Origin of the sequence: Nocardia sp. NBC_00508 (genome assembly GCF_036346875.1) — a bacterium.
Taxonomy (GTDB): Bacteria; Actinomycetota; Actinomycetes; order Mycobacteriales; family Mycobacteriaceae; genus Nocardia.
Genome location: NZ_CP107852.1, coordinates 3,250,423 through 3,270,511, shown reverse-complemented (window position 1 = coordinate 3,270,511; position 20,089 = coordinate 3,250,423). Strand labels below are relative to the sequence as shown.

Here is a 20,089-nt window from a genome sequence, read left to right as displayed (position 1 = left end):
CAGGAGGTCAGGCGGCGCGCGCGGGCGCGATCCTGGACTCGGCCGGTTGCTGCTGGCGCAGCGGACGACCCAGCGCGACCTTGGCCGCGGTCACCGCCATCTCCAGCAGGCCACGCACGCCCGACGGTGAGGCCGCGACCGACCAGACGGTCGTATCGCCGACGTCGCTCAGCGGTTGCCCGGCGAACCGGTCGGCCAGCCAGTCCAGGCTGATCGGGGTGGACAGCGGCAACAGCGAAAGGTGCTCGCTGAGCCGGTCGCGCACGTAGGTCACCACAGCTCCGCCCCGGCGGTATCGCTCCACTTGCCCGTCGATGGCCGCCATGTGGATGACCTGATCGTGCACGGGTTGCACCACGAGCAGCGGGCAGGCGGGTGTCGCGTTGCCGAGTCGCAGATCGTCGAACATCGCGTTCAGTTCCGGCGTGTCGAGTACCTCGGCGAGCGGGCGGCTGAGGAAGTCGTCCACTTTCTTGTGGGCGAGCCCGATGACGGCGCCGACCGGTGTCGCGTTCTCCGCGTGCACGACGAACCGATGGCCGTCCGGACTGAGCTCGTGGTCGATCAGCCTGCTCAGGGCGGGATACAGCCTGCGCAGGGCGGCGATCACGATGGCGGGCAGGCCCGCGTAGGCGGTGCCGTTGAGCCGGTCGAATATCTGGCGGGGGTCGCCGACCGGGGCGCCGAGCACCGCGCCGACGATGTCGAGTTCGGGGGCGTACGTCGGCGCCATTTCGACCGTCCACGAGCTGGCCATGCCGCCACCGGAATAGCCCCACACCGCGACCCGGGTGTCCGGGCCGAGGCCGAGCGGGCCGAAGCGCAAGGCGGCGCGGATGCCGTCGAGCGCACGGAAGCCGGGTTCGCGCGGGGCGCCGAAGTTTCCGTGCGGGCCTTCGTGGTCAGCGATGCTGACCGCCCAGCCACGCCGCAGCGCGTTCGCGACCAGCAGCCATTCGAGCTGGGTGACCGAACCGAGCGCACGGGCGCCGTAGCGCAGCGCGTACGACGGCGAGCACTTCTCGGTCACCGCGTCCATCGCGGTCTGGAACGCCAGCAGCGGCCGGTCCTCCGCCGGGTCCGCGCCGATCGGCAGCAGGACCGTGGTGATCGCCGCTTCCGGGGCGCCGTGCAGATCACAGCTCCGATAGAGGAGCTGCCAGGCCGCCACCTGTTGCGGGACTATGCCGAACAGGGCGATGTCGATCTTCCTGCTGCGCAGGATGGTGCCGGGTGGCTTGGCCGCAAATCCCTTCGGCGGTCGGTGGAACGGGTCCACGCTCGGCAGCAGGGGCTTGTGGTCCCCGGTACAAGCGGGTTCCGGGTCGACAGCGCCGATGACTTCCGCGGTCATGACACCTCCTCAACATCGAGGTCGGTCGGTCTCGAGTTCAAAGCGTTATCTAAATATTGCGTTTTGATAACGATGCAACCGTAGAAGGGTATATGACGGGTGACAGGTCTGGGAACCCCTGGAAATCGGACTGCGGTCCTAGAATTCTCGGCATGAGCAGACCGGCAGTGTTCATTACCGGCGCGGCGGCAGGAATCGGGCGGGCCACGGCTTTGCTTTTCGCCGCGCAGGAGTATCACGTCGGGGCCTACGACATCGACGAAGTCGGCCTGACCAGGCTCGCCGCCGACATCACCGGCAAGGGCGGCAGCGTGCGCACCGGCGTGCTCGATGTGACCAACGACACGCACTGGGCGCAGCGCCTCGAAGAGTTCCATGCCCAGAACGGGCGGCTGGACATTCTGGTGAACAATGCGGGCATTCTGCGCGCCGGGCCGTTCGATTCCATTGATCTGTCCGCTCACCGCGCGATTGTCGAAGTCAACCTGGTCGGTGTGCTCGCGGGAACGCACAGCGCGTTCCGCTATCTACGCGACACCCCCGGCGCCCAAGTGGTCAATCTCTGTTCCGCCTCGGCGATCTACGGCCAAGCCGAGCTCGCGAGCTACGGCGCGACCAAGGCGGCGGTCAAGAGCCTGACCGAAGCCCTGGATCTCGAATGGGAGCCCTACGACATCCGGGTGATCGCGATCTGGCCGTTGTTCGTGGACACCGCGATGGTGGAGGGCGTGACGACCGGGACGACGAAATCGCTCGGCGTGCGGTTGACCGCCGATGACGTCGCCGCCGGAATCTGGGCGGCCACCCGCAAGCGCTCCCGGCTGCCGAAGGTGCACTACGAGATCGGCGCGCAGGCGAAGGTGCTGTCCGCGGCCGCGAAATACGCCCCGAACTGGGCCGTGCGGACCGCGAACAAGTACTTCAGCGGCAGCTGAACGGTCGAGCCTGTCCGGTGCCCCGACTTCTGACAGAATTGCGCACCGAATAAGGGGGTATGCAGCATGCCGACAGCCACTGAATCCGATGGGCCACTGCGTGGGCGGGGCGTCCCCGCGCCCGACCACGATCAGCTCGACAAGCTGCTCGCCGAGTTGCGTTTCGGCGAGGGACGCGACCCGCAGGTCGGATACGCCGCCGCGGCAGCCGTCAGCGCCTGGCGCAAACCGCCGCGAATCCAGGTGACCGGGCGCGCTCACGCGGGACGAACCACGGTGCTGCACGCGCTCGCGCTGCTGTCCGCGGTGGAAACCGATCCGGTGGACGAGCCGGGGGCGCCCGATCCGGAACTCGACGCCGACATCGTCGTCTACGTTTTGTCGGCCGCGCCCACGCCCGCCGACCGCAGAGTCTTGGCCACATTGCCGCCTCAGCGCACGGTCGTGGTGCTGAACAAGGCCGACGCGATCGGCTCGCGTTGGGGTGACGCCGTGGCGGCGGCCGAACAGTACGGCAGGGAACTGCGGGTTCCGGTGGTTCCGGCGGTCGCGTCGCTGGCGGTGCGCACCAGGGCAGGCGCAATGACCGACGCCGACCTGGCCCTGCTGCGCAAGCTCGCCACCCAGGCGGACCCGTCGCTGGTGCTGTCGCCGGATCTGTTCGTCGCGCCGGGGCCGGATCTCGCCGAGCGCGAGCAGTTGTTGCAGCGGTGGGACCTGTATGGCGTGGTCTGCGCCTGCACGGCCCTGTGCCACGCTCCGGAACTCGCGCCGCAGGCGCTGCTGCAGATTCTGCACGCGGCCAGCGGCATCGACGCACTGCACCGGCTGTTGCACCGCCGCTACGAGCAGGTCTCCGCGCTGCGCGGCGGCGAACTGCTCGATGAACTGGCCCGGCTCGCCGCCCGCGCGGTTCCAGGGGATGGCGGCCGCGCTCGCGACCTCCTGGAGTCCTATCTCTATGGCGACGATGCTCTCTGGCTCGGGCTCTGCGCGGGCCTGGCCCGGCCGGAGGTGACCCACCTCGCCGCGGGCTATCCCGCTCCGGCGCCCTCGGATGCCGACGACGCGATGTCCCGCGCCGCCCGGTGGCGCGCCGTCGTCACCAGCGATATGCCCCCGGCGGCCCGCCGCGCCGCTTTACGCGTGCACAACGGGTACATCCGACTATGGGAACGGATGAGCAGTGCCGGTCTCTGACCCCTCGGAATCACCGACGGAGACCACTGTCGACCCGGCCGTTCCGCCGGCAGACACCGGGGGCGACGCCGGAACCGGCCGAGCAGCCGATCCCGGCTCGCCGGCCGATGTTGAGCCCGCTGCGGGCTCCGGAACCGTGTTCATCCCCTCGCCCGAGGTCGAGGCTGTGGTGGCGCGGTGGAATCCGCAGGGTTTGGCGCTGCTGCGCGCGCTACACGGCTCGGGCGCCGCAACGGTGGTCACGGTGATCGGCCCGGCCGATGTCAACACCACACTGCTGCGGACCGAGCTGGCCCGGTTCGAGCCGCGCATCACGCTGTCCGAGCCGATGGCCGACCCGAGCGCGGCCGTGGCGACGACCTCGCCGTCCGACCGCGGTCAGCCCTCCGTGGGCGCGCTCTCCGGGCTGGCGCTGATTCTGCTCGACGCGGGCACCACCATCGGCGCGGACCTGCTGGAGGCGATCGGCAGACTGCGCGCGGACGGGACGCGCATCCTGCTCGCCATGAACGGCATCCACGCCTACCGGGACTGGCGTGCGGTGCGAGCGCGCAATCTGGAGCTGCTGGCCGCCAGAGGCGCCGCCGATCTGGACATCGTGCCGGTCTCGGCGCGGCTCGCCGCGGCCGCGCGCACCGCGGGCGACGCCGGATTGCTGGATCGCTCCGGCCTCGGATCCCTGCACGCGCAGCTGACCGCGGCGGCCGCGGGCGCCGCCGCGGCGACCGGCGACCGATCGGCCGCGGTCACCGGCCGGGTCCTGGCCGATACGCGCCAGCGAGTGGTCGAGCAGGTGGGCGCGTTGCGCTCCGGCGCCGAACTGGCGCGGCTGCGCGAGGAACGCGCCGTGCTGCTCGCCGGCCGCGACGGCGGGCGGGCCACCGCCATGTCCACCCTGCGCGGGCAGTTGCACCTGGCGAGAGTGGACCTGATGACCGATATCGGCGCGCGGATTCGCGCGCTGCACACCGCCGCTCGCGCCGAACTGGATCGATTGCGCCGCGCCGATCTCCGCGGTTATCCCGACCGGCTCCAGCAGACCGTGACCGAGCTGACCGGCGGTGTCGACCGGACCATCGACCACCGTTTGGCCGAACTCGGTGGCCGGATCGAGGGCGCGGAGCGCGGTATGCCATCGCGACGGCGCGACCCGGCCCCGCGGGTCGGCCCGGACCCCGAGCCCAGACATCGGGGTGTCGAAGATCACCTCATGATCGCGCTCGGCGCGTCGGCGGGTGTCGGCCTCGGTCGCCTGCTGGTTGCTCCGCTGTCGCTGGTGCCCGCCCTCGATGTCGCGAGTGTCCCGGTCACCCTGGCGCTCGGCGGTGGCGCGGCGGCCTGGGTGGTCCGTGCGCGCGGGCAGCTGGCCGACCGAGCGCACATTCGGCAATGGGTGTCCGACGCGTTGGTCAATGTGAAAGCCCAGCTCGAGCAGCGGGTAGCGACCGCGCTGGTGGAAACCGAGACCGTGTTGGCCGATCTCGTGGTGCAAGCAAGCACCGCGCGAATGGTCGATACGGATCGTCGCGTCGTCGAACTGGAGGCGAAGCTGCGCCGAATGGCGGCTGAACAGCCGGGGCAGCTCGCCGCGTGCGAACGGGATATCCGGATCCTCGACCGGTCCATCTCGCCTGTTGAAACGAACGACCAATTGGGTACACAGTGAGGAACCCGATGCCGTACCGGTCGTCACATGGCGTTAACCTCTATTCAGGAACTTGGGCGTCCGCAAAGTCCTGATCGCCGCCCGACTGGGTGCGCTTTCGACCGGTCGGCGCGGGCGCCTTCCCGCCAACGGTGGCGCTAGGTGCATTCGCGCTGGTCATGGGCCTTGGGCCAGGCGGCGAAGCATCGAGTGGCCGCCCATCTCAGGAGAGTTTTCATGACGTCAGCGACCATTCCTGGTCTTCGTGGATCCGACGGCAAGGCGCCGACCGAGCACAGCGAACTACTCGCCTGGGTACAAGAAGTGGCCGAACTCACCCAGCCGGATCGAGTGGTGTGGGCGGACGGCTCGGACGAGGAATGGGACCGGCTGACCGAGCAGCTGGTCGCGGCGGGAACGTTCAAGCGGCTGGATGAGAAGAAGAAGCCGAACTCCTTCCTCGCGCTTTCCGATCCCTCCGACGTGGCCCGGGTGGAGTCCCGCACGTACATCTGTTCCAAGACCGAGGCCGACGCCGGCCCGACCAACAACTGGGTCGACCCCGCCGAGATGCGCGCCACGATGACCGAGCTGTACCGCGGCTCGATGAAGGGCCGCACCATGTATGTGGTGCCGTTCTGCATGGGCCCGCTCGGCGCCGAGGATCCGAAGCTGGGCGTGGAGATCACCGACTCCGAGTACGTCGTCGTGTCGATGCGCGTGATGACCCGCATGGGCGCCGCCGCGCTGGAGAAGCTGGGCGCCGACCGTCCGTTCGTGAAGGCGCTGCACTCGGTGGGCGCGCCGCTGGCCGAGGGCCAGGCCGACGTGCCATGGCCGTGCAACGACACCAAGTACATCACCCATTACCCCGAGGACCGGGAGATCTGGAGCTACGGCTCCGGCTACGGCGGCAACGCGCTGCTCGGCAAGAAGTGTTACTCGCTGCGGATCGCCTCGGCGATGGCCCACGACGAGGGCTGGCTGGCCGAGCACATGCTGATCCTCAAGCTGATCTCCCCGGAGAACAAGGCCTACTACATCGCCGCCGCGTTCCCGAGCGCCTGCGGGAAGACCAACCTCGCGATGATCCAGCCGACCATCCCGGGCTGGCGCGCGGAGACCCTCGGCGACGACATCGCCTGGATGCGCTTCGGCAAGGACGGCCGCCTGTACGCGGTGAACCCCGAGTTCGGCTTCTTCGGCGTCGCTCCTGGTACCAACCGCAGCTCCAACCCGAACGCCATGGCGACGGTGGAGGCGGGCAACACCGTCTACACCAATGTCGCGCTGACCGACCACAACGACGTCTGGTGGGAAGGCTTGGAGGGCGAGCACGATCACCTGATCGACTGGAAGGGCAACGACTGGTACCTGCGCGAGACCGAGACCCTCGCGGCCCACCCGAACTCGCGCTACTGCACGCCGATGGCGCAGTGCCCGACCCTGGCTCCCGAGTGGGACGACCCGCAGGGCGTGCCGATCTCGGCGATCCTGTTCGGCGGCCGCCGCAAGACCACGGTCCCGCTGGTCACCGAGTCCTTCGACTGGCAGCACGGCGTGTTCATGGGCGCGACGCTGTCCTCCGAGCAGACGGCCGCCGCCGAGGGCAAGGTCGGCACGGTGCGCCGCGACCCGATGGCCATGCTGCCGTTCATGGGTTACCACGTCGGTGACTACCTTGGCCACTGGATCAACGTCGGCAAGAACGCCGACGCCGCCAAGCTGCCGAAGATCTTCTACGTCAACTGGTTCCGGCGCGGCGGCGACGGCCGCTTCCTGTGGCCGGGCTTCGGGGAGAACTCCCGCGTGCTGGAGTGGATCATCGGCCGCATCGAAGGTTCCGCCGATGCGGAGCCGACCGCGATCGGCAATGTGCCGACCGCCGCGCAGGTCGACCTGGACGGTCTGGAGGTCGATCCCAAGGACGTCGACGAGGCGCTTGCGGTGAACGCCGACGAGTGGCGCAAGGAGATCCCGCTGATCGAAGAGTGGTTCGAGTTCGTGGGTGACAAGCTGCCTTCCGGCGTGCGCGACGAATTCGAGGCGCTGAAGCAGCGTCTGGGCTGACACTCCACCAAAAGTAGCATCGCCCGCACCATCTGGCCGATGGTGCGGGCGATTTTGTTCTGCGCGCCAATACTTTCCGCTTCGCAGCAGGATTTCCCCTGTGCCGGAGCACTATTCGGCGAATGGCGGTATGCGGATCAATCGACTGCCCGCGCCGCGATCAATCCCGCGGTGTGCTCACCGCGGGCGGCGGCGGCCAGCACTTCGTAGACTCCGTTTCCGGTCTGCTCCCAAGAGAATTCGCGGGCGCGGGCGCGGGCCTTCTCGCCCATGACCGTGCGCGCCTCCGGATCGTCCAGCAGCTCGCCGACGGCATCGGCCAACTGCGTGACGTCGTCCACCAGGATGCCGGTGGCGCCGTCGACGATGGAATCGGTGAGCCCACGCGAACTGCGGTAGCCGACGGTCGGCACACCGTGCTGTGCGGCCTCGATCACCGCGAGTCCCCAACCTTCCTTGCGCGAAGGCAGCACGTGCAGCCACGCGCGGGCGAGCAGTTCGTGTTTGCGGCGTTCGTCCACGTGGCCATGGAACGTGACTGCGTCGGCGATGCCGAGTTCGCGGGCGTTGTCCTTCAAGTTGTCCGCCCACCAGCCGTCGCCGATCACGTCGACGCGCAGCCGGGGAATGCGGTCGCGCAGCCGGGCGACGGCGGCGAGCGCGTCCTCGATCTGCTTGTGCGGCACCAGGCGGGAGAGCACCACGACGGTCGGTTCCTCGGTCCGCGTTTCCGCGGCGCCCGTGGGTGCGTCGACTGGAACCGGTTCAGCTCCGTTGCGCACCACCGCGATTCGCGAACCGTCTACACCGAGCGTGGCCAATTCCTCGGCCGAAGGCAGTGACACGGTCAGGTATTGGTTGTCCCGGTGCACCCGCGGCGACAGCCGGGACTCGATCCACCAGCCGATCCGGCCGACCAGCCGACCGGCCACCGGCCACTGCTCGCGGTGGCCGTGGTGCACCAGTACCACCGATGCCGCCTTGGTGGCGACGGTGGCGAAGAACGGGATGCCGTTCTGGGTGTCGATCACCGCGTCCGGGCGCACACCGCGCAGCGGGCCAAGGCCGACCCTCGCGAGCAGGAGGGCGGCCAACGCCCGCGGATACACGGTGTAGCGGCCGCCCGCCCGGCTGATGTCGATGCCGTCGATGCGTTCCTGTCGGGGCGCCCCTGGATACCGGGCGGTGCGCAAGGTGACTTTGACCCCGCGTGCCGCGAGCTGCGCGCCGACCTGCTCGAGGTACCGCTCGCTGCCGCCGCCCTGTGGGTGTCCGGTGTCACGCCAGCAGAGCAGGAGGACTTCGCGCACGGTGGAGCTTCTCTCGGTCAGTAGGTCCCGGTAGGGGAACGTCGGATGTCGCGCTACACCCTAACCGAGCACCCGCCGAGGACGGCGACCATCGGGGTTGTGCGAAACTCGGCGCCGTGCTCAAAGCCGAAACACCCCCCGCCCGCAGTGGCTCGCACCGGTTCGCCCGGCGTGCGACGTTACGCCGGTCGCTGCGGCTACTCGGCAGTTTCCGGTTCGAGCAGACCGATCCCGCGCTGTTCTATGGCGGTTTGGCCGCCGACAGCGCGGCCATGATCGCCGACTTCTACGCCGACCTCACCGGCCGGTCGCTGGACACTGCGACGATTCTCGACGTCGGCGGCGGTCCGGGCTACTTCGCGGACGAGTTCGTCCGCACGGGTGCGCGCTACATCCCGGTGGAGCCTGATCCGTCGGAAATGCACGCGGCGGGGCTTTCGGTGGCCGGTGCGGTCCGCGGGTCCGGGATGGCGCTGCCGTTCCGCGACGACGCGGTGGACATCTGCTTCTCGTCGAACGTCGCCGAGCACGTCTCGAAGCCATGGGTGATGGCCGACGAGATGGTGCGGGTGACCAGGCCGGGCGGCCTGATCGTGCTCTCGTACACCGTGTGGCACGGTCCGTTCGGCGGGCACGAGACCGGACCGTGGCACTACCTCGGTGGTGAGTACGCCGCGCGCCGGTATCGGCGCAAGCACGGGCGGGAACCGAAGAACCGGTTCGGTACATCGCTGTTCGCGGTGCGCGCCGCGGACGGATTGCGCTGGGCCGCAAGCACTCCGGCCGAGGTTCACACGGTCTTCCCTCGATACCACCCGCGCTGGGCCTGGTGGCTGGTGCGGATACCAGTGGTGCGCGAGTTATTCGTGAGCAATCTGGTCGTTGTGGCAACTAAAAGTTAGCTGAGCTAAGCCTCCAGCCACCCGCGACGCCAGTGCCGCTTGCCGCACGGCGCGTGTACCGGCTCGCTCCACGGTGACTCCCGGATGGCCAACCCGACCGTCTCCAGCGTGGTCAGACCGACCAGGTCGGCTAGCATTCCGACGGCGGCGACAGCCTCTGCGGCCTGCATAGCCGCGGTCGCCTGCTCGATCGTCAGGGTGCGGCCGGGTAGGAAGGAGACCACCCATCCGCCGCTGCCGACACACTTCGCCTGATGCTCGGTTTGATCACTGGTCATCAGCGACCGGCCGATCACTTGCACCGCCATGACTCGGACTCCCCAGTTTGCGGTATCGGTGGGTGAATGGAGCGAGCTGATCTGTCGCTACAGCATGACGTTTCCAGCAACAGAACGCAATAGTGCGTTCGGCGAAAAGCGAACCGAGAGGTCGGAATTCACACTGGACAGCGCGTCGGGCGGGCGTAAAACTGAAACAGGTTACAGACAAACTGGGCGTAAAACTGTAACGTGTTCTCATGGATTACGACAGCTTGTTCATCGGCGGCCGCTGGACCGCGCCAGCCACTGCCGAGCGCGTCCAGGTCATCTCGCCGGCCACGGAAGAGCCGGTGGGCAGCGTACCCGTGGTGAGCCGTGCGGACGTGGACGCCGCGGTCGCCGCGGCCAGGCACGCCTTCGACCACGGCCCCTGGCCCGCCACGCCGCCGCAGGAGCGTGCCGCGGTGCTCACCCGGGCTGCACGGCTGATCGAGCAGCGTTCCGCCGACCTGCTCGCCGCGCTGACCGCCGAGGTCGGCGCGCCGCAGATGATCGCCATGACGCTCAACCAGATCCCCGCGGTCGCCGCGCTGGACGCCTACGCGGCCCTGGCCGAGTCCTTCCCGTGGCGCGAAACGCGGGTCGGCGGGTTCGGCACCACACGGGTCACCCGTGAGCCGCGCGGTGTCGTGGCCGCGATCACCGCGTGGAACGTCCCGCTGTTCCTGGCGGCGAACAAGCTCGCTCCCGCCCTGCTGGCCGGTTGCACCGTGGTACTGAAGCCGGCCCCGCTCACGCCGATCACAGCCAATATGCTCGCGGACATCTTCACCGAGGCGGGGGTACCCGAAGGTGTGATCTCGGTGCTGCCTGCCGAGCCCGACGCGGCCGAGTACCTCGTCTCGCACCCCGGCGTGGACAAGGTGACTTTCACCGGAAGCACCGCGGTCGGCAGGAAGATCGGCGCGATCGCCACCGGGCAGCTCAAGAGCGTCTCGCTCGAGCTGGGCGGCAAGTCTGCGGCAATCCTGTTGCCCGACATGGATATCGCGGCCAACATCCCGCTGCTGGCGTTCTCCGGCCTGATGAACAGCGGGCAGGGCTGCGTCGCGCAGACACGCATTCTCGCCCCGCGCAGCCGGTACGACGAAATCCTCGACGCGCTTGTCGAGCAGGTGCGGACGATGAAGGTCGGCGACCCGAACGACCCGAGCGTGCAGCTCGGCCCGCTGATCTCCGAACGCCAGCGCGACCGGGTGGAGGGATACATCGCCAAGGGCAAAGCCGAGGGCGCGCGGCTGGTGCTCGGCGGCGGTCGGCCGGAGGGTCTGGATCGCGGCTGGTTCGTCGAACCGACGATCTTCGCCGACGTGGACAACAAGTCCACCATCGCCCAGGAGGAGATCTTCGGGCCGGTGCTGTCGGTCATCCCGTACGAGACCGAGGACGAGGCCGTGGCCATCGCCAACGACTCGGTGTACGGCCTCGCGGGTTCGGTGTGGACCACCGATATCGAGCACGGCGCCGAGATCGCCGCGCGGGTGCGTACCGGCACCTACGCGATCAACTGGTACGCGTTCGACCCGAGTTCGCCGTTCGGCGGCTACAAGGCATCCGGGCTCGGGCGGGAGAACGGCCCGGAAGGTCTCGACTCGTTCTGCGAGCAGAAATCGCTGCTCATGCCGCTCGGCTGGACCGGGTGATCAGTCGGACGGCATGACCACCCGGAGTATGGGCGCCCGGTCGCCATACAGCCAGGTCGGTGCGTCGACGACCTCGACGCGCCAGCCTGGCGGCAGCACGGTCCGCAGCCGTCCCGCGGCCCGGCGGAGCGGGGTGCTCGCGGTCGCGAACTCGAATTCGGCATCCATCGGGAGAATGGGCGCCGTCGTCTCCAGATCGGCCATGCTCCAACCACCTCTCTCGCGCCTCGATCTCGCCGTACGCCGCGGGCTCGCGGGTCCGATATCGGTAGGGAAGTAGGTCAGTCGATCAGTTAACCGCCAGTAATCAGGCTGTGTGGGTAGTAGTGAGAACACGCCCAGGATACGCTACGAACTACACGAAAACTCTCAACAAGATCTTTACCCCTTTGTATGTGTCGATAAACTTACGGCGCGGGTGGAATCCCGAGCCGCTGCTCAGTGCTGATGCACTGCGTGCCAAGGGCTTTCGCGCGAAGTAGTGGATAACACTGCGCTACAACGTCATTCGGGCCGGAATGTTACCGTGCCGCGGTCACCGACCCAGTGATCGGCGGTAGGCGGCAGGGGTGGCTCCCGTCGCCGCGCGCAGGTGTACCCGCAGGGCGGTGACGCTGCCGAAGCCGGATTGCGCCGCAACGACTTCGACCGGCAAACGAGTAGTTTCCAGTAGCTCGCGGGCACGTGCGGTGCGCTGGGCGTCGAGCCAGCGCCGCGGTGTCGTGCCCACCTCCGCCTTGAACCGGCGGATGAACGTGCGCTCGCTCATCAACGCGTGCGCGGCCAGCGCCGAAACGTCGACCGCAGCAGTAGGTTCGGAGACCGCCCAGGCCAGCGTGGCGGCCAAGCCGCTGTCGACGTGGCGAGCGCCGGGATCATCCGGAATGTACTGCGCCTGACCGCCCTCACGGTGCGGCGCGGTGACATTCCACCTGGCCAACTCCGCCGCCGCATGTGCGCCGAGTTCCCTGCGGACGATGTGCAGGCACAGGTCCAAGCCTGCCGAGAGCCCCGCCGATGTGAGCACGTCACCGTCGTCGACATACAGTGCCGCCGGGTCCAGTTTCACCGCGGGATACAACTCGGCGAACTCGTCGCAATAGGCCCAGTGTGTGGTGGCAGGCCGCCCGTCCAGCAGACCCGCCTCGGCGAGGATGAACGCGCCGACGCAGATGCTCACCAGCGTCGCGCCGCGCTCGGCCGCATCCCGCAGCGCGGTCAGCGCCTCCCGGGGAGTGGGCAATGTCGGAATGCCGATCCCGGGGACGACGACGATATCGGCCTCCGCAATCGCCTCGAGCCCGTGTGCCACCCGCAATTCGAAGCCATTGGGCGTCCACACCGGTCCCGGCCGCAGCCCGCATGTCCGCATCTCGAACCCGCTCGGTTCGCCGGTCTTACCTGGTCCATGCCGGAACGCCTGTACGGCAGAGGCCAGGTCGAAGGCCATGACACCGTCCAGCGCGAGTGCGACCACTTTCTTCATCACTCACCAGTTTGGCATGAATCCGAGCGTTACTGTCATCTCTGCCACTCGTCACCGACGCTGGGCTGCGCTTGACTGATGCGGACACAGAGTTCCGACGACGAAGGAGACCGGCGTGGCCGCACCGACCGGCATCGACTGGGAATGGGCCACCCGCACCGGTGGCGCGCTGTCCAAGGAGCAACGCCGAAGGTTGGCCGTCGAGACCGCCCGAACGCTGCCCGCCGTTGTGCCCAACCGGGTGCGGCTCGCGCTGGGGCGGCGCGGACGCGGCAAACTCGAGTTCGCCGGGCTGCGCCTGCCCGATTCCAAGCTGGCTGTCGCGGCGGAAACCGAAGCGCGCGAATCGCTTTCCCCGCACGTGCTGCACCATTCGCTGCGCACCTACTACTTCGGACGAGTCCTGGCTGGCCTCGACGGCGCCACCTACGACGACGAACTCGTCTACGTCTCCTGCCTGCTGCACGACCTTCAACTCGAACATCCCACGCCAGGACGGTGTTTCGCGGTGACCGGCGGCGAGCGTGCTGCCGCGTTCGCGCTCGATGCGGGTGCCGACCCCGGACGCGCCGAAGCGATCGGCGCGGCCATTGCCGCCCACATCACCCCCGGCGTCGCCGACGATCTCAGCGACCCCGGCGGCTTCGTCTCCGCGGGCGCGTCGGTTGACGTGATCGGCGCGCGACTGGCGGAACTGGACCAGGACTGGGTCGCCGAGCTACTGCGGCGGCACCCGCGCCACGACCTCAAACGGCACGTGATCGCGGCCTTCGAGGCGGAGGCCGAGGCTGTGCCGGACGGCAGGGTGCGCTGGCTCAACGGCAAGGGCTTCCTGACCATGATCCGGATGGCGCCGTTCGACGAATAGCGCCGCCACCGTTACCGCCACGGCGAGTTGATCGGTGTCTCTCTACAAACTGTGAGCCGATCGAGCGCGGACGGCTATCGGTCGCGGGATACTCCGCGCGCGCGGTCCTGCCCTTGCCCGGTGCCGCCCCGGACAACGCCCGGTGCATTACCAGGCGGCTCCCGCACCGCCGCTGACGGTGGCTGCGCCTGCCCGAGCCCGAGAATCTTCACCACTTCCGGGGGCACCCCCCGGGCTTGCAGTCGCGCCAGTTCTTCGGCGCGTTCCTTATCCGCCGCCTCGCGTGCTTTCTCCTCCGCCGTGCGGGCGTCGGCTGCTGCACGCTCCAGGCTGGCAGCGTCGGCTGCCTCCCGGGCCGCCTGTTCCCCCGTGTCAACGGCTTCCCGTTCCTGGAACTGATTGGGCACCGGGAATTCCAGCGCAACCCGTTCGGCAGCCGCCCGTTCAACCCGTGCACGTTCATCGGCTCCGCGTGCTTGCCTGGCTCGCTCGGCTTGTTCTCGCGCTTGTCGATCGCGCTCGACTCGTTCGGGGGCTTCTACCCGGCCACGCGTGGCACCGTCGCGGAATCTCAGCATATTCCGGAACTTCTCGGCTCGCGCGCGTGCTTTCGCCAGCTTGGCGATCTTCTCTCTCCGCTTTTGTAGCTCCTGCGCCTTCTCCTCTCGCGCCTTCTCTGCTACACCTTGGTAACTCAAGCTGCTTACCTCGCTCCGGCAGTTCGAGCTGTTTACTTCGCTCCAAATCTACGCCCAATGCCCAAATTGTCCGGGCGTCAGCTCGCGAGATGAGCCTGTGTGTGAACCGGTCCGGAAAATCCCGTTTCAGGCCGGTGATAAGTTCCTGCACTTCTTTCGATACGTGTTCGCCCTCTACGGATCGCAAAATGTGCTTGTGCTGGTCGTTCTCCTGGAGAAGCTCTCGCAGTGCACGCAGTTGTTTTTCGTCTTTCTTCCCCTCGATCCTGCCGGATTTATCTTCTATTGTGAACAGGTGGTCACGGTATTCTTTTACGTGGTCGAACTGGACTCGGCCTTCTCGGGTTTCATATACGCGAGACTGCTGTGCATAGCCGTTCTCGCTGTCACGAAAGAATCGATCGCAACCGCTCTCGAATATCCTGCCGCGCTCATGATTTGGGACCTGGTCGCGGTCTCTGTAATATTCGTCTGGCACGGCTGGCCACACCCCCCAGTGTGTGAAACTTGCTGGTCAAAGGGTTCTGTGCGGTGGCACTTACGGAGTGGTCGACGCTTCTTCGTCGAGCTTCTCCTGGTGATATCCTGCATATTCACGGAGGATTGCAGCCATTTTTGAGAACATCCCGTCATGATCTTCGGGATGGAATTCGATCATGCTTCGCATCAATCCCCACGCGGTCTCTACGTCTTCATCTGCGTCCAACGTGTCAAATCGCAGGGCCGGATTCACGTGGTCATAAAACGAATTGTCACGACCGAACCATTTGTATTCCATCCATTCCGCGCCCGCAAATTTGATACAACACTCGCCGATGAAACAAATAAATGCGTCGGCCATGTCGGCGTTCTCGGGAGCCATCGCCGTAGCCAAATCCGGGAACAGCTCGGCAATAATCGGATCGAGCCGCTCAACCTCCGCTGAGTCTTCCGGCCACGGCTCCGAAGGAATCTCACGTATGCCCGCGCGGTCCATGAATTTCCGGACTTGCGCCTTGCGGCGGTCCGGGTCGACCCATTTTCCCCATTCGGTCTGTTCGACGGGTACGCCGAGATCCATGGTCAACTGCTCGTCATTCCCCACGCCTAGCTCCTTCTCGTCATGGTCCGAACAGTAGGCCAGTGTCCCATGTCACGGCTCCAAATACAGCCGCTCACATGGCAATCTCGGATATCCGTCGGTGTCGTCGTCCATGGACACTTCGACTGCGTCGTGCCAGTGCCGAGCGCGCCACTCCTGGACGAATAGGCACGCCGCCGTGACGCACGCGACGAAATCCAGTCGGGCACCATGCCAGAACACCGAGAGGTGAACATCCCTTTCGGACGGAATCGGCGAGGTTCGGCGATCATCAGGGTCCACAGCTGCCGCTCCTCGTGCCCTCGTAGATGGTCGTCATCGGATGCGGCGCGAGGTCCGTGCAAGGGCCACAACCACATTCAGACATGTGCCACCGCCCTGCGCCTGCCGGGCCCACCACAGGCACGGATGGCGTCGAGCACAACCATTCCGGACGGGCGGAAGGTATCCCGCGGTGTCTCTATCCAGTGTCTGATAGCGCCGGACTGAGCGGTAGGAAACGGCAAGGCAACCGTCCCGCCTTCCCGGACCACTGACACGTCGACCCGGTACATCTCGGCGAAAAGCCTTGTGTCATCGGGAATATCGGGCCGTACGAGGTAGCTCCACCTGTTCGATCGCGGATGCGCCACGATCGGCCCTCCACCAACGCCACGTCGCTGCATCACCTGCCTTACCGCGCGCCCCAGCGGTGCAGGCATGGTCATCGCCCACACATGCGAGGTTCGCATGATGATGCGCCCCAGCTCGGGCGGGTCGATCACGGCGGGTAGATCGCACACTCTGCGGTAGTACGCGCATCGGGACATCGGCGTGTCCCCAAAAGCCGTCTGCTCCATGACAAGACCTCTGCTCATGTCGAAGAGTCTGTAGGTGCGCCCGCCGTCGGCGGCGTGGGTGAGAAGTGATCGTTGGCGAAGGCCACCGAGGGGGCGCAAATAGACATCAACACGGACAGAGGCGCCGGCTCAGGACTACGCTGTATTCAACGGTCCAGCTCGAATCTGAATACAGTCGGCGGGGTGTGCGTTGGACGTAGCGGCACCAGCATTGCTGGGGATGGAATCTCAACGAACCGGACGTACGCTCAGACAGCTACGCAGAGACCGCGGGCTCAGTCTGGGCGACCTTGCCGCGCTGGTATACGACACTCGGGGGCAACTCGGGAACGTCGAGACGGGCCGCCGTTGGCCAAAGGACCGAGGTTGGGCCGAGCGTGTGGACCGGATGCTCAACGCGAACGGCACCTTGGTAGCCGCATGGGATGCCGATCAAGCAGACCAGGCACGGCGAGATGACACCATCCGCATGTTGGAGCGTGCCCGGCTCGAATCGGAAGCATTGCTCGCAGCGCCGGACGCCGCACCACTCGACGACGTTCAAGACGGAATCATCGACGTAGCTCGAAACGCCCGGTTCGAGTCCTACGACCGGACCCTGGTCAGGGCGTTGGATATCCGGGCGGAGTTGATGCGCCGAATCAAATTGGGTGCGCATCGTCCGGAGGAAGTCCGGGAACTCTACGTTGCGCTCGGCCGCGTCTGCGGTGTGCTGTCGTACTTGACGCTCGACCTCGGGCAGGCAGACACCGCCCGCGTCCACGCTCAGGCATCGTTTCAGCTCGGGGACCGCGCGGACCATGACCAGTTGCGGGCATGGGCGTGCGGCACTCGAGCTCTCGCGTTGCGGTTTGTGAAGGATTTTGAGAAGGCGGCAGCGGCGGCAACGGACGGGTTGCGATATGTGAACAACTCCACCGGCACTGCCGAGCCCCGCTTGCTGTGCGGACTCGCCGCGTCGGTAGCGAACCTCGGCGACTCGGCACGCGCTCTGGAACTGCTCGACCAGGCGGAGCGTGCACGGGATGCGGCAGGGCCGGACGAGATACCGGGCCTGTTCACCTTCACTCCGGCGAAACAGATTTACTACCGGGGGTTTTCGCTCATGTGGGCGGAGGACAAAAGGACTTTGCGCAAGTCTGTTAAGGCGTCTACGGATGCTATCGAGGCATGGCAGGTGCAGCGATCGCCCGGTGACGAGATGTTGTCGCAGATCTATTTGGCTTCCGCGAGTGCACGTCTCGGAGACTTGGACGGCAGCATCGCGGCCGTATCGCCGGTTCTGGAGAACCCGATCAGTGCGCATTTCTCATGGGTGCGGAAGCGACTGAACCAGTTGGAGGGTTTGCTCGCCGAGCACTTCCCGGACTCGCCGGTCGCGGAAGACATGCGAGAAACGCTGGTTGCCTATGTGCACTCGACCTGACCGCCAGCCTGAAACAACCTGTCCGGTGCAAATGTTCGCGCGTGGAGAGTTGGATGCCCTCCCGCCCACTGTGTGGATGTTCCAGGCGACTTTGCACCGCATGTCATTTGCGTCGCCGCACCGCCGTTCGGGATCGTGCGTATAGGCCGAGAACGGCGAGCGGGCCGACGACAAGCATTGCGCCCCAGAGCGAATGGGCCGCAGAGGCAAGGGTGCGCTGGAGCGTTGTCGGGCCGCGTTGTTCGATGACGCCCGGCACGCGATATAGCGCGAGGTCGGCGTCATGGTAGGTGGGTTCGAGTTGGGCAAGGGTGGTCGCCGATTCGCCGAGCGGGCCGGGGGTGGTTCGTTCGACGAGCACCCAGCCGACGCCGAGGCGGGCCAGATCCGAGGCCGAACCGCCGTGCAGTAGTAGGGCTTCCACGTCGCTGGCGCGAGCTCCTTCGCCGGACACCGTACGGCCTCGCACCGGGAGCTCACCGGTCTGCAAGACGTCACTCGGCAGCATGCGCGGCGCCGGGTCCAGTACCGGCGCGGCGCCGCTGTAGCGGAACTTGCGGAACATCCCGCCCGGCAGCACCGCGACATCGGCGGAATCGTCGATCCTTTCCGCGACCCGTTGCCACCCGTCGGGATAGTGCACGGCTCGGACCGCTCCGCCGACACCCCAAGCGAGGTCGTAGAGCGGTAGTACAAGGAGTGCGACGAATACCGTTGCGACCGTAGATGTCACTGCTCGGTGCGTCACCGCTGGTTGGTCGGCCGCTGGCTGCGGGGCGGCGGAGAGACGCCGCGCCAGCACGCCGCATCCGGCCGCGGCGCACAACGCATAGGCGGGCATGGCCATGGCCACGTACTTCTGCGTGTCCCGCAGCAGACCCGCGCCCGGCACGTGAGCGACCAGCCACTCCAGCGCCTGCATGCCCCATGGTGTCGCGCCGAGTGCGGGAAACAGGACCGCGATGGCCGCGAGTAGCAGCAGCACGCGGCGGACGTGGCGACTATCCGGATCGTCGTTGCCCGTCGCGACGGCACGCACGCCCAGCGCGACAATCGCCAGGAGCGCGATGCTGCCGATCGCGGCGAGCGGCGTCGTGCGCGAATCCGGCACGGCGTCGGCGTTCCAGATCCCGCCCAGCCCGGCCAGGCTGCCCAGCGTGCCGAGGCCGGGTTCGGCGCGGGCGGCGAACGCCGCGATACCCGTGGGGTCGGAGGGTTCGCTACCCGCCCCGGACAAGGCGGTGGCGGCCAGCCACGGCGCGGACGCGGCCACCCAGAGTGCGAGCGTCGCGGGAAGTTGCCGCACCCGGGCGAGAGTGAGCGCCGCGCAGCCTGCCAACAACGCGCCGGTTGGGGTGAGGCCAGCAGCGGCCAGCGACACCGCGAGCGCCGCCCACGCGGACGCCGATCGGCTTGTCTCGTGCTGCGCAGCCGTTCGGAGGCGATAGGCGGCCAGCACCGTCCACGGCAGGGCGGCATAGCCGGTGAGCAGGCTCCAGTGGCCCTGCAAAAGGCGCTCGGCCACATAGGGGTTCCATAGCGCGACGGTTGCGGCGACGAGTTGTGCCCCGATCGACGCGCGCAGCAGTTCGCGCGCGAGCACCGCCGCGCCGTACGCCGCGGCCCATAGCGCGACGACCAGGATCGCCTTGACGATCAGCCCGCCGTCCACGATCGGCGACAGAACCGCGAGCAACGCGTCCTGCGGCACCGCACGCGGCGCGGCGTCGCCCAGCCCGAGCGCTGAGTCGGTCGGATAGCTGCGTGGCGTGCTCACCGCGTCCCGCAACAGCAGGTACCCCGGCCCCAGCAGCGGCCCGGCCACGAGCAACGCCGCCGCCGCGCTGTATCCCGCAGCCAGCACTCGGTCCCGACGGCTCACACCCACGCCTGAGCACTGTACGTTCCGAAGAGCCCGACGGCGGAGCCGAGCGGCGACTAAAAATCCGGTTCGGCCGGGTACGCGCGGATGCCAGCGTGGGTCCGCCTCTCCGAGTATTCAGGCCGTACCAGTCAGGTGGCGCGGGATTTGCCTTCAGGTCCTACCTCGCGCGGGCCCCGAGTTCTGGGCGGTCCCGGTGAGTTACCCATGTACTCACCAAATCAGCGGTCACGTTGCGCGGCGCGACGGCAGCTGATCCGGCCTGCCTCGGCATCGGCTGGGTGCGCGTCGCAAGCCTCTCGGGCGCGAGCCGCTGGGCGAATCGACGACTCTCGCCCAGCTCGAGGTGGCCTATCAGGACCTCGACCTCGCACTGTATTGTGTGGCGGGCGTCATCGAGAGCGGTGGTTTCAACGACAGTGCAGCCAGC

General features: G+C 67.4%; 16 protein-coding genes and 1 pseudogene. 10 read left to right on the top strand and 7 right to left on the bottom strand.

Annotated elements, in window-relative coordinates:
• Positions 1–7: 7 nt before the first annotated feature.
• Positions 8–1,354: a lipase family protein gene (locus tag OHA40_RS14570; protein ID WP_330233582.1), complete on the bottom strand. Its 1,347-nt coding sequence runs from the start codon at positions 1,352–1,354 to the stop codon at positions 8–10.
• Between the two features lie 152 nt (positions 1,355–1,506).
• On the opposite strand from OHA40_RS14570, the gene OHA40_RS14565 reads away from it, so the two are divergent.
• The 4 genes from OHA40_RS14565 (at position 1,507) to OHA40_RS14550 (ending at position 7,204) form a co-directional block, all read left to right on the top strand.
• The gene (locus tag OHA40_RS14565) at positions 1,507–2,289 is read left to right on the top strand and encodes an SDR family oxidoreductase (protein ID WP_330233581.1); all 783 of its coding nucleotides are present in this window, start codon (positions 1,507–1,509) and stop codon (positions 2,287–2,289) included.
• A 66-nt stretch (positions 2,290–2,355) separates the two neighbouring features.
• Positions 2,356–3,489 carry a hypothetical protein gene (locus tag OHA40_RS14560; protein ID WP_330233580.1) on the top strand — a complete coding sequence of 378 codons (1,134 nt, stop codon included), beginning with the start codon at positions 2,356–2,358 and terminating at the stop codon, positions 3,487–3,489.
• A complete protein-coding gene (locus tag OHA40_RS14555; RefSeq protein ID WP_330233579.1) occupies positions 3,476–5,155 on the top strand; it encodes a hypothetical protein in 1,680 nt (559 codons plus the stop codon). The genes OHA40_RS14560 and OHA40_RS14555 overlap by 14 nt, the downstream gene beginning before the upstream one ends.
• Before the next feature lie 216 nt (positions 5,156–5,371).
• Positions 5,372–7,204, top strand: a complete 1,833-nt coding sequence (locus OHA40_RS14550; protein WP_330233578.1) for a phosphoenolpyruvate carboxykinase (GTP) — start codon at positions 5,372–5,374, stop codon at positions 7,202–7,204.
• 137 nt (positions 7,205–7,341) lie between these two features.
• Here the strand turns inward: OHA40_RS14550 and OHA40_RS14545 are convergent, their stop codons facing one another.
• Positions 7,342–8,514, bottom strand: coding sequence for a glycosyltransferase family 4 protein (locus OHA40_RS14545; protein WP_330233577.1), 1,173 nt, complete (start codon positions 8,512–8,514; stop codon positions 7,342–7,344).
• Between the two features lie 116 nt (positions 8,515–8,630).
• On the opposite strand from OHA40_RS14545, the gene OHA40_RS14540 reads away from it, so the two are divergent.
• Positions 8,631–9,416 (top strand): class I SAM-dependent methyltransferase, encoded by a 786-nt coding sequence (locus OHA40_RS14540; protein WP_330233576.1) that lies wholly within the window; start codon positions 8,631–8,633, stop codon positions 9,414–9,416.
• 5 nt (positions 9,417–9,421) lie between these two features.
• On the opposite strand, the gene OHA40_RS14535 is transcribed toward OHA40_RS14540, so the two are convergent.
• On the bottom strand, positions 9,422–9,724 hold the full coding sequence (locus OHA40_RS14535; RefSeq protein ID WP_195127624.1) for a hypothetical protein: 303 nt from the start codon (positions 9,722–9,724) through the stop codon (positions 9,422–9,424).
• A gap of 209 nt (positions 9,725–9,933) precedes the next feature.
• Between OHA40_RS14535 and OHA40_RS14530 the strand changes: the two genes are divergently transcribed.
• Complete coding sequence (locus OHA40_RS14530) at positions 9,934–11,379, top strand: aldehyde dehydrogenase (protein WP_330233575.1); 1,446 nt, start codon at positions 9,934–9,936, stop codon at positions 11,377–11,379.
• Here OHA40_RS14530 and OHA40_RS14525 read toward each other — a convergent pair whose 3' ends face one another.
• Together OHA40_RS14525 and OHA40_RS14520 are read right to left on the bottom strand one after the other, a co-directional pair.
• On the bottom strand, positions 11,380–11,583 hold the full coding sequence (locus OHA40_RS14525) for a hypothetical protein (RefSeq protein WP_330233574.1): 204 nt from the start codon (positions 11,581–11,583) through the stop codon (positions 11,380–11,382). It abuts the gene before it with no gap.
• A gap of 331 nt (positions 11,584–11,914) precedes the next feature.
• Positions 11,915–12,865 carry a GlxA family transcriptional regulator gene (locus OHA40_RS14520; RefSeq protein ID WP_330233573.1) on the bottom strand — a complete coding sequence of 317 codons (951 nt, stop codon included), beginning with the start codon at positions 12,863–12,865 and terminating at the stop codon, positions 11,915–11,917.
• Between the two features lie 115 nt (positions 12,866–12,980).
• On the opposite strand from OHA40_RS14520, the gene OHA40_RS14515 reads away from it, so the two are divergent.
• Positions 12,981–13,733 (top strand): phosphohydrolase, encoded by a 753-nt coding sequence (locus OHA40_RS14515; RefSeq protein WP_330233572.1) that lies wholly within the window; start codon positions 12,981–12,983, stop codon positions 13,731–13,733.
• 236 nt (positions 13,734–13,969) lie between these two features.
• A complete protein-coding gene (locus tag OHA40_RS14510) occupies positions 13,970–14,380 on the top strand; it encodes a hypothetical protein (RefSeq protein ID WP_330233571.1) in 411 nt (136 codons plus the stop codon).
• Positions 14,381–14,969: 589 nt separating this feature from the next.
• Here OHA40_RS14510 and OHA40_RS14505 read toward each other — a convergent pair.
• Positions 14,970–15,515, bottom strand: coding sequence for a hypothetical protein (locus OHA40_RS14505; protein WP_330233570.1), 546 nt, complete (start codon positions 15,513–15,515; stop codon positions 14,970–14,972).
• 1,056 nt (positions 15,516–16,571) lie between these two features.
• Between OHA40_RS14505 and OHA40_RS34720 the strand changes: the two are divergent.
• Positions 16,572–16,715: pseudogene (locus tag OHA40_RS34720) on the top strand (helix-turn-helix domain-containing protein); the annotation flags it as partial.
• 15 nt (positions 16,716–16,730) lie between these two features.
• Positions 16,731–17,777 (top strand): hypothetical protein, encoded by a 1,047-nt coding sequence (locus tag OHA40_RS14500; RefSeq protein ID WP_330233569.1) that lies wholly within the window; start codon positions 16,731–16,733, stop codon positions 17,775–17,777.
• 103 nt (positions 17,778–17,880) lie between these two features.
• Here the strand turns inward: OHA40_RS14500 and OHA40_RS14495 are convergent, their stop codons facing one another.
• Positions 17,881–19,659: a hypothetical protein gene (locus tag OHA40_RS14495; RefSeq protein WP_442944047.1), complete on the bottom strand. Its 1,779-nt coding sequence runs from the start codon at positions 19,657–19,659 to the stop codon at positions 17,881–17,883.
• Positions 19,660–20,089: the final 430 nt, after the last annotated feature.

Coding starts and splice junctions, on each gene's coding strand:
- OHA40_RS14570 (WP_330233582.1), bottom strand. CDS start 1,354: ATGACCGCGGAAGTCATCGGCGCTGTCGACCCGGAACCCGCTTGTACC.
- OHA40_RS14565 (WP_330233581.1), top strand. CDS start 1,507: ATGAGCAGACCGGCAGTGTTCATTACCGGCGCGGCGGCAGGAATCGGG.
- OHA40_RS14560 (WP_330233580.1), top strand. CDS start 2,356: ATGCCGACAGCCACTGAATCCGATGGGCCACTGCGTGGGCGGGGCGTC.
- OHA40_RS14550 (WP_330233578.1), top strand. CDS start 5,372: ATGACGTCAGCGACCATTCCTGGTCTTCGTGGATCCGACGGCAAGGCG.
- OHA40_RS14535 (WP_195127624.1), bottom strand. CDS start 9,724: ATGGCGGTGCAAGTGATCGGCCGGTCGCTGATGACCAGTGATCAAACC.
- OHA40_RS14530 (WP_330233575.1), top strand. CDS start 9,934: ATGGATTACGACAGCTTGTTCATCGGCGGCCGCTGGACCGCGCCAGCC.
- OHA40_RS14525 (WP_330233574.1), bottom strand. CDS start 11,583: ATGGCCGATCTGGAGACGACGGCGCCCATTCTCCCGATGGATGCCGAA.
- OHA40_RS14520 (WP_330233573.1), bottom strand. CDS start 12,865: ATGAAGAAAGTGGTCGCACTCGCGCTGGACGGTGTCATGGCCTTCGAC.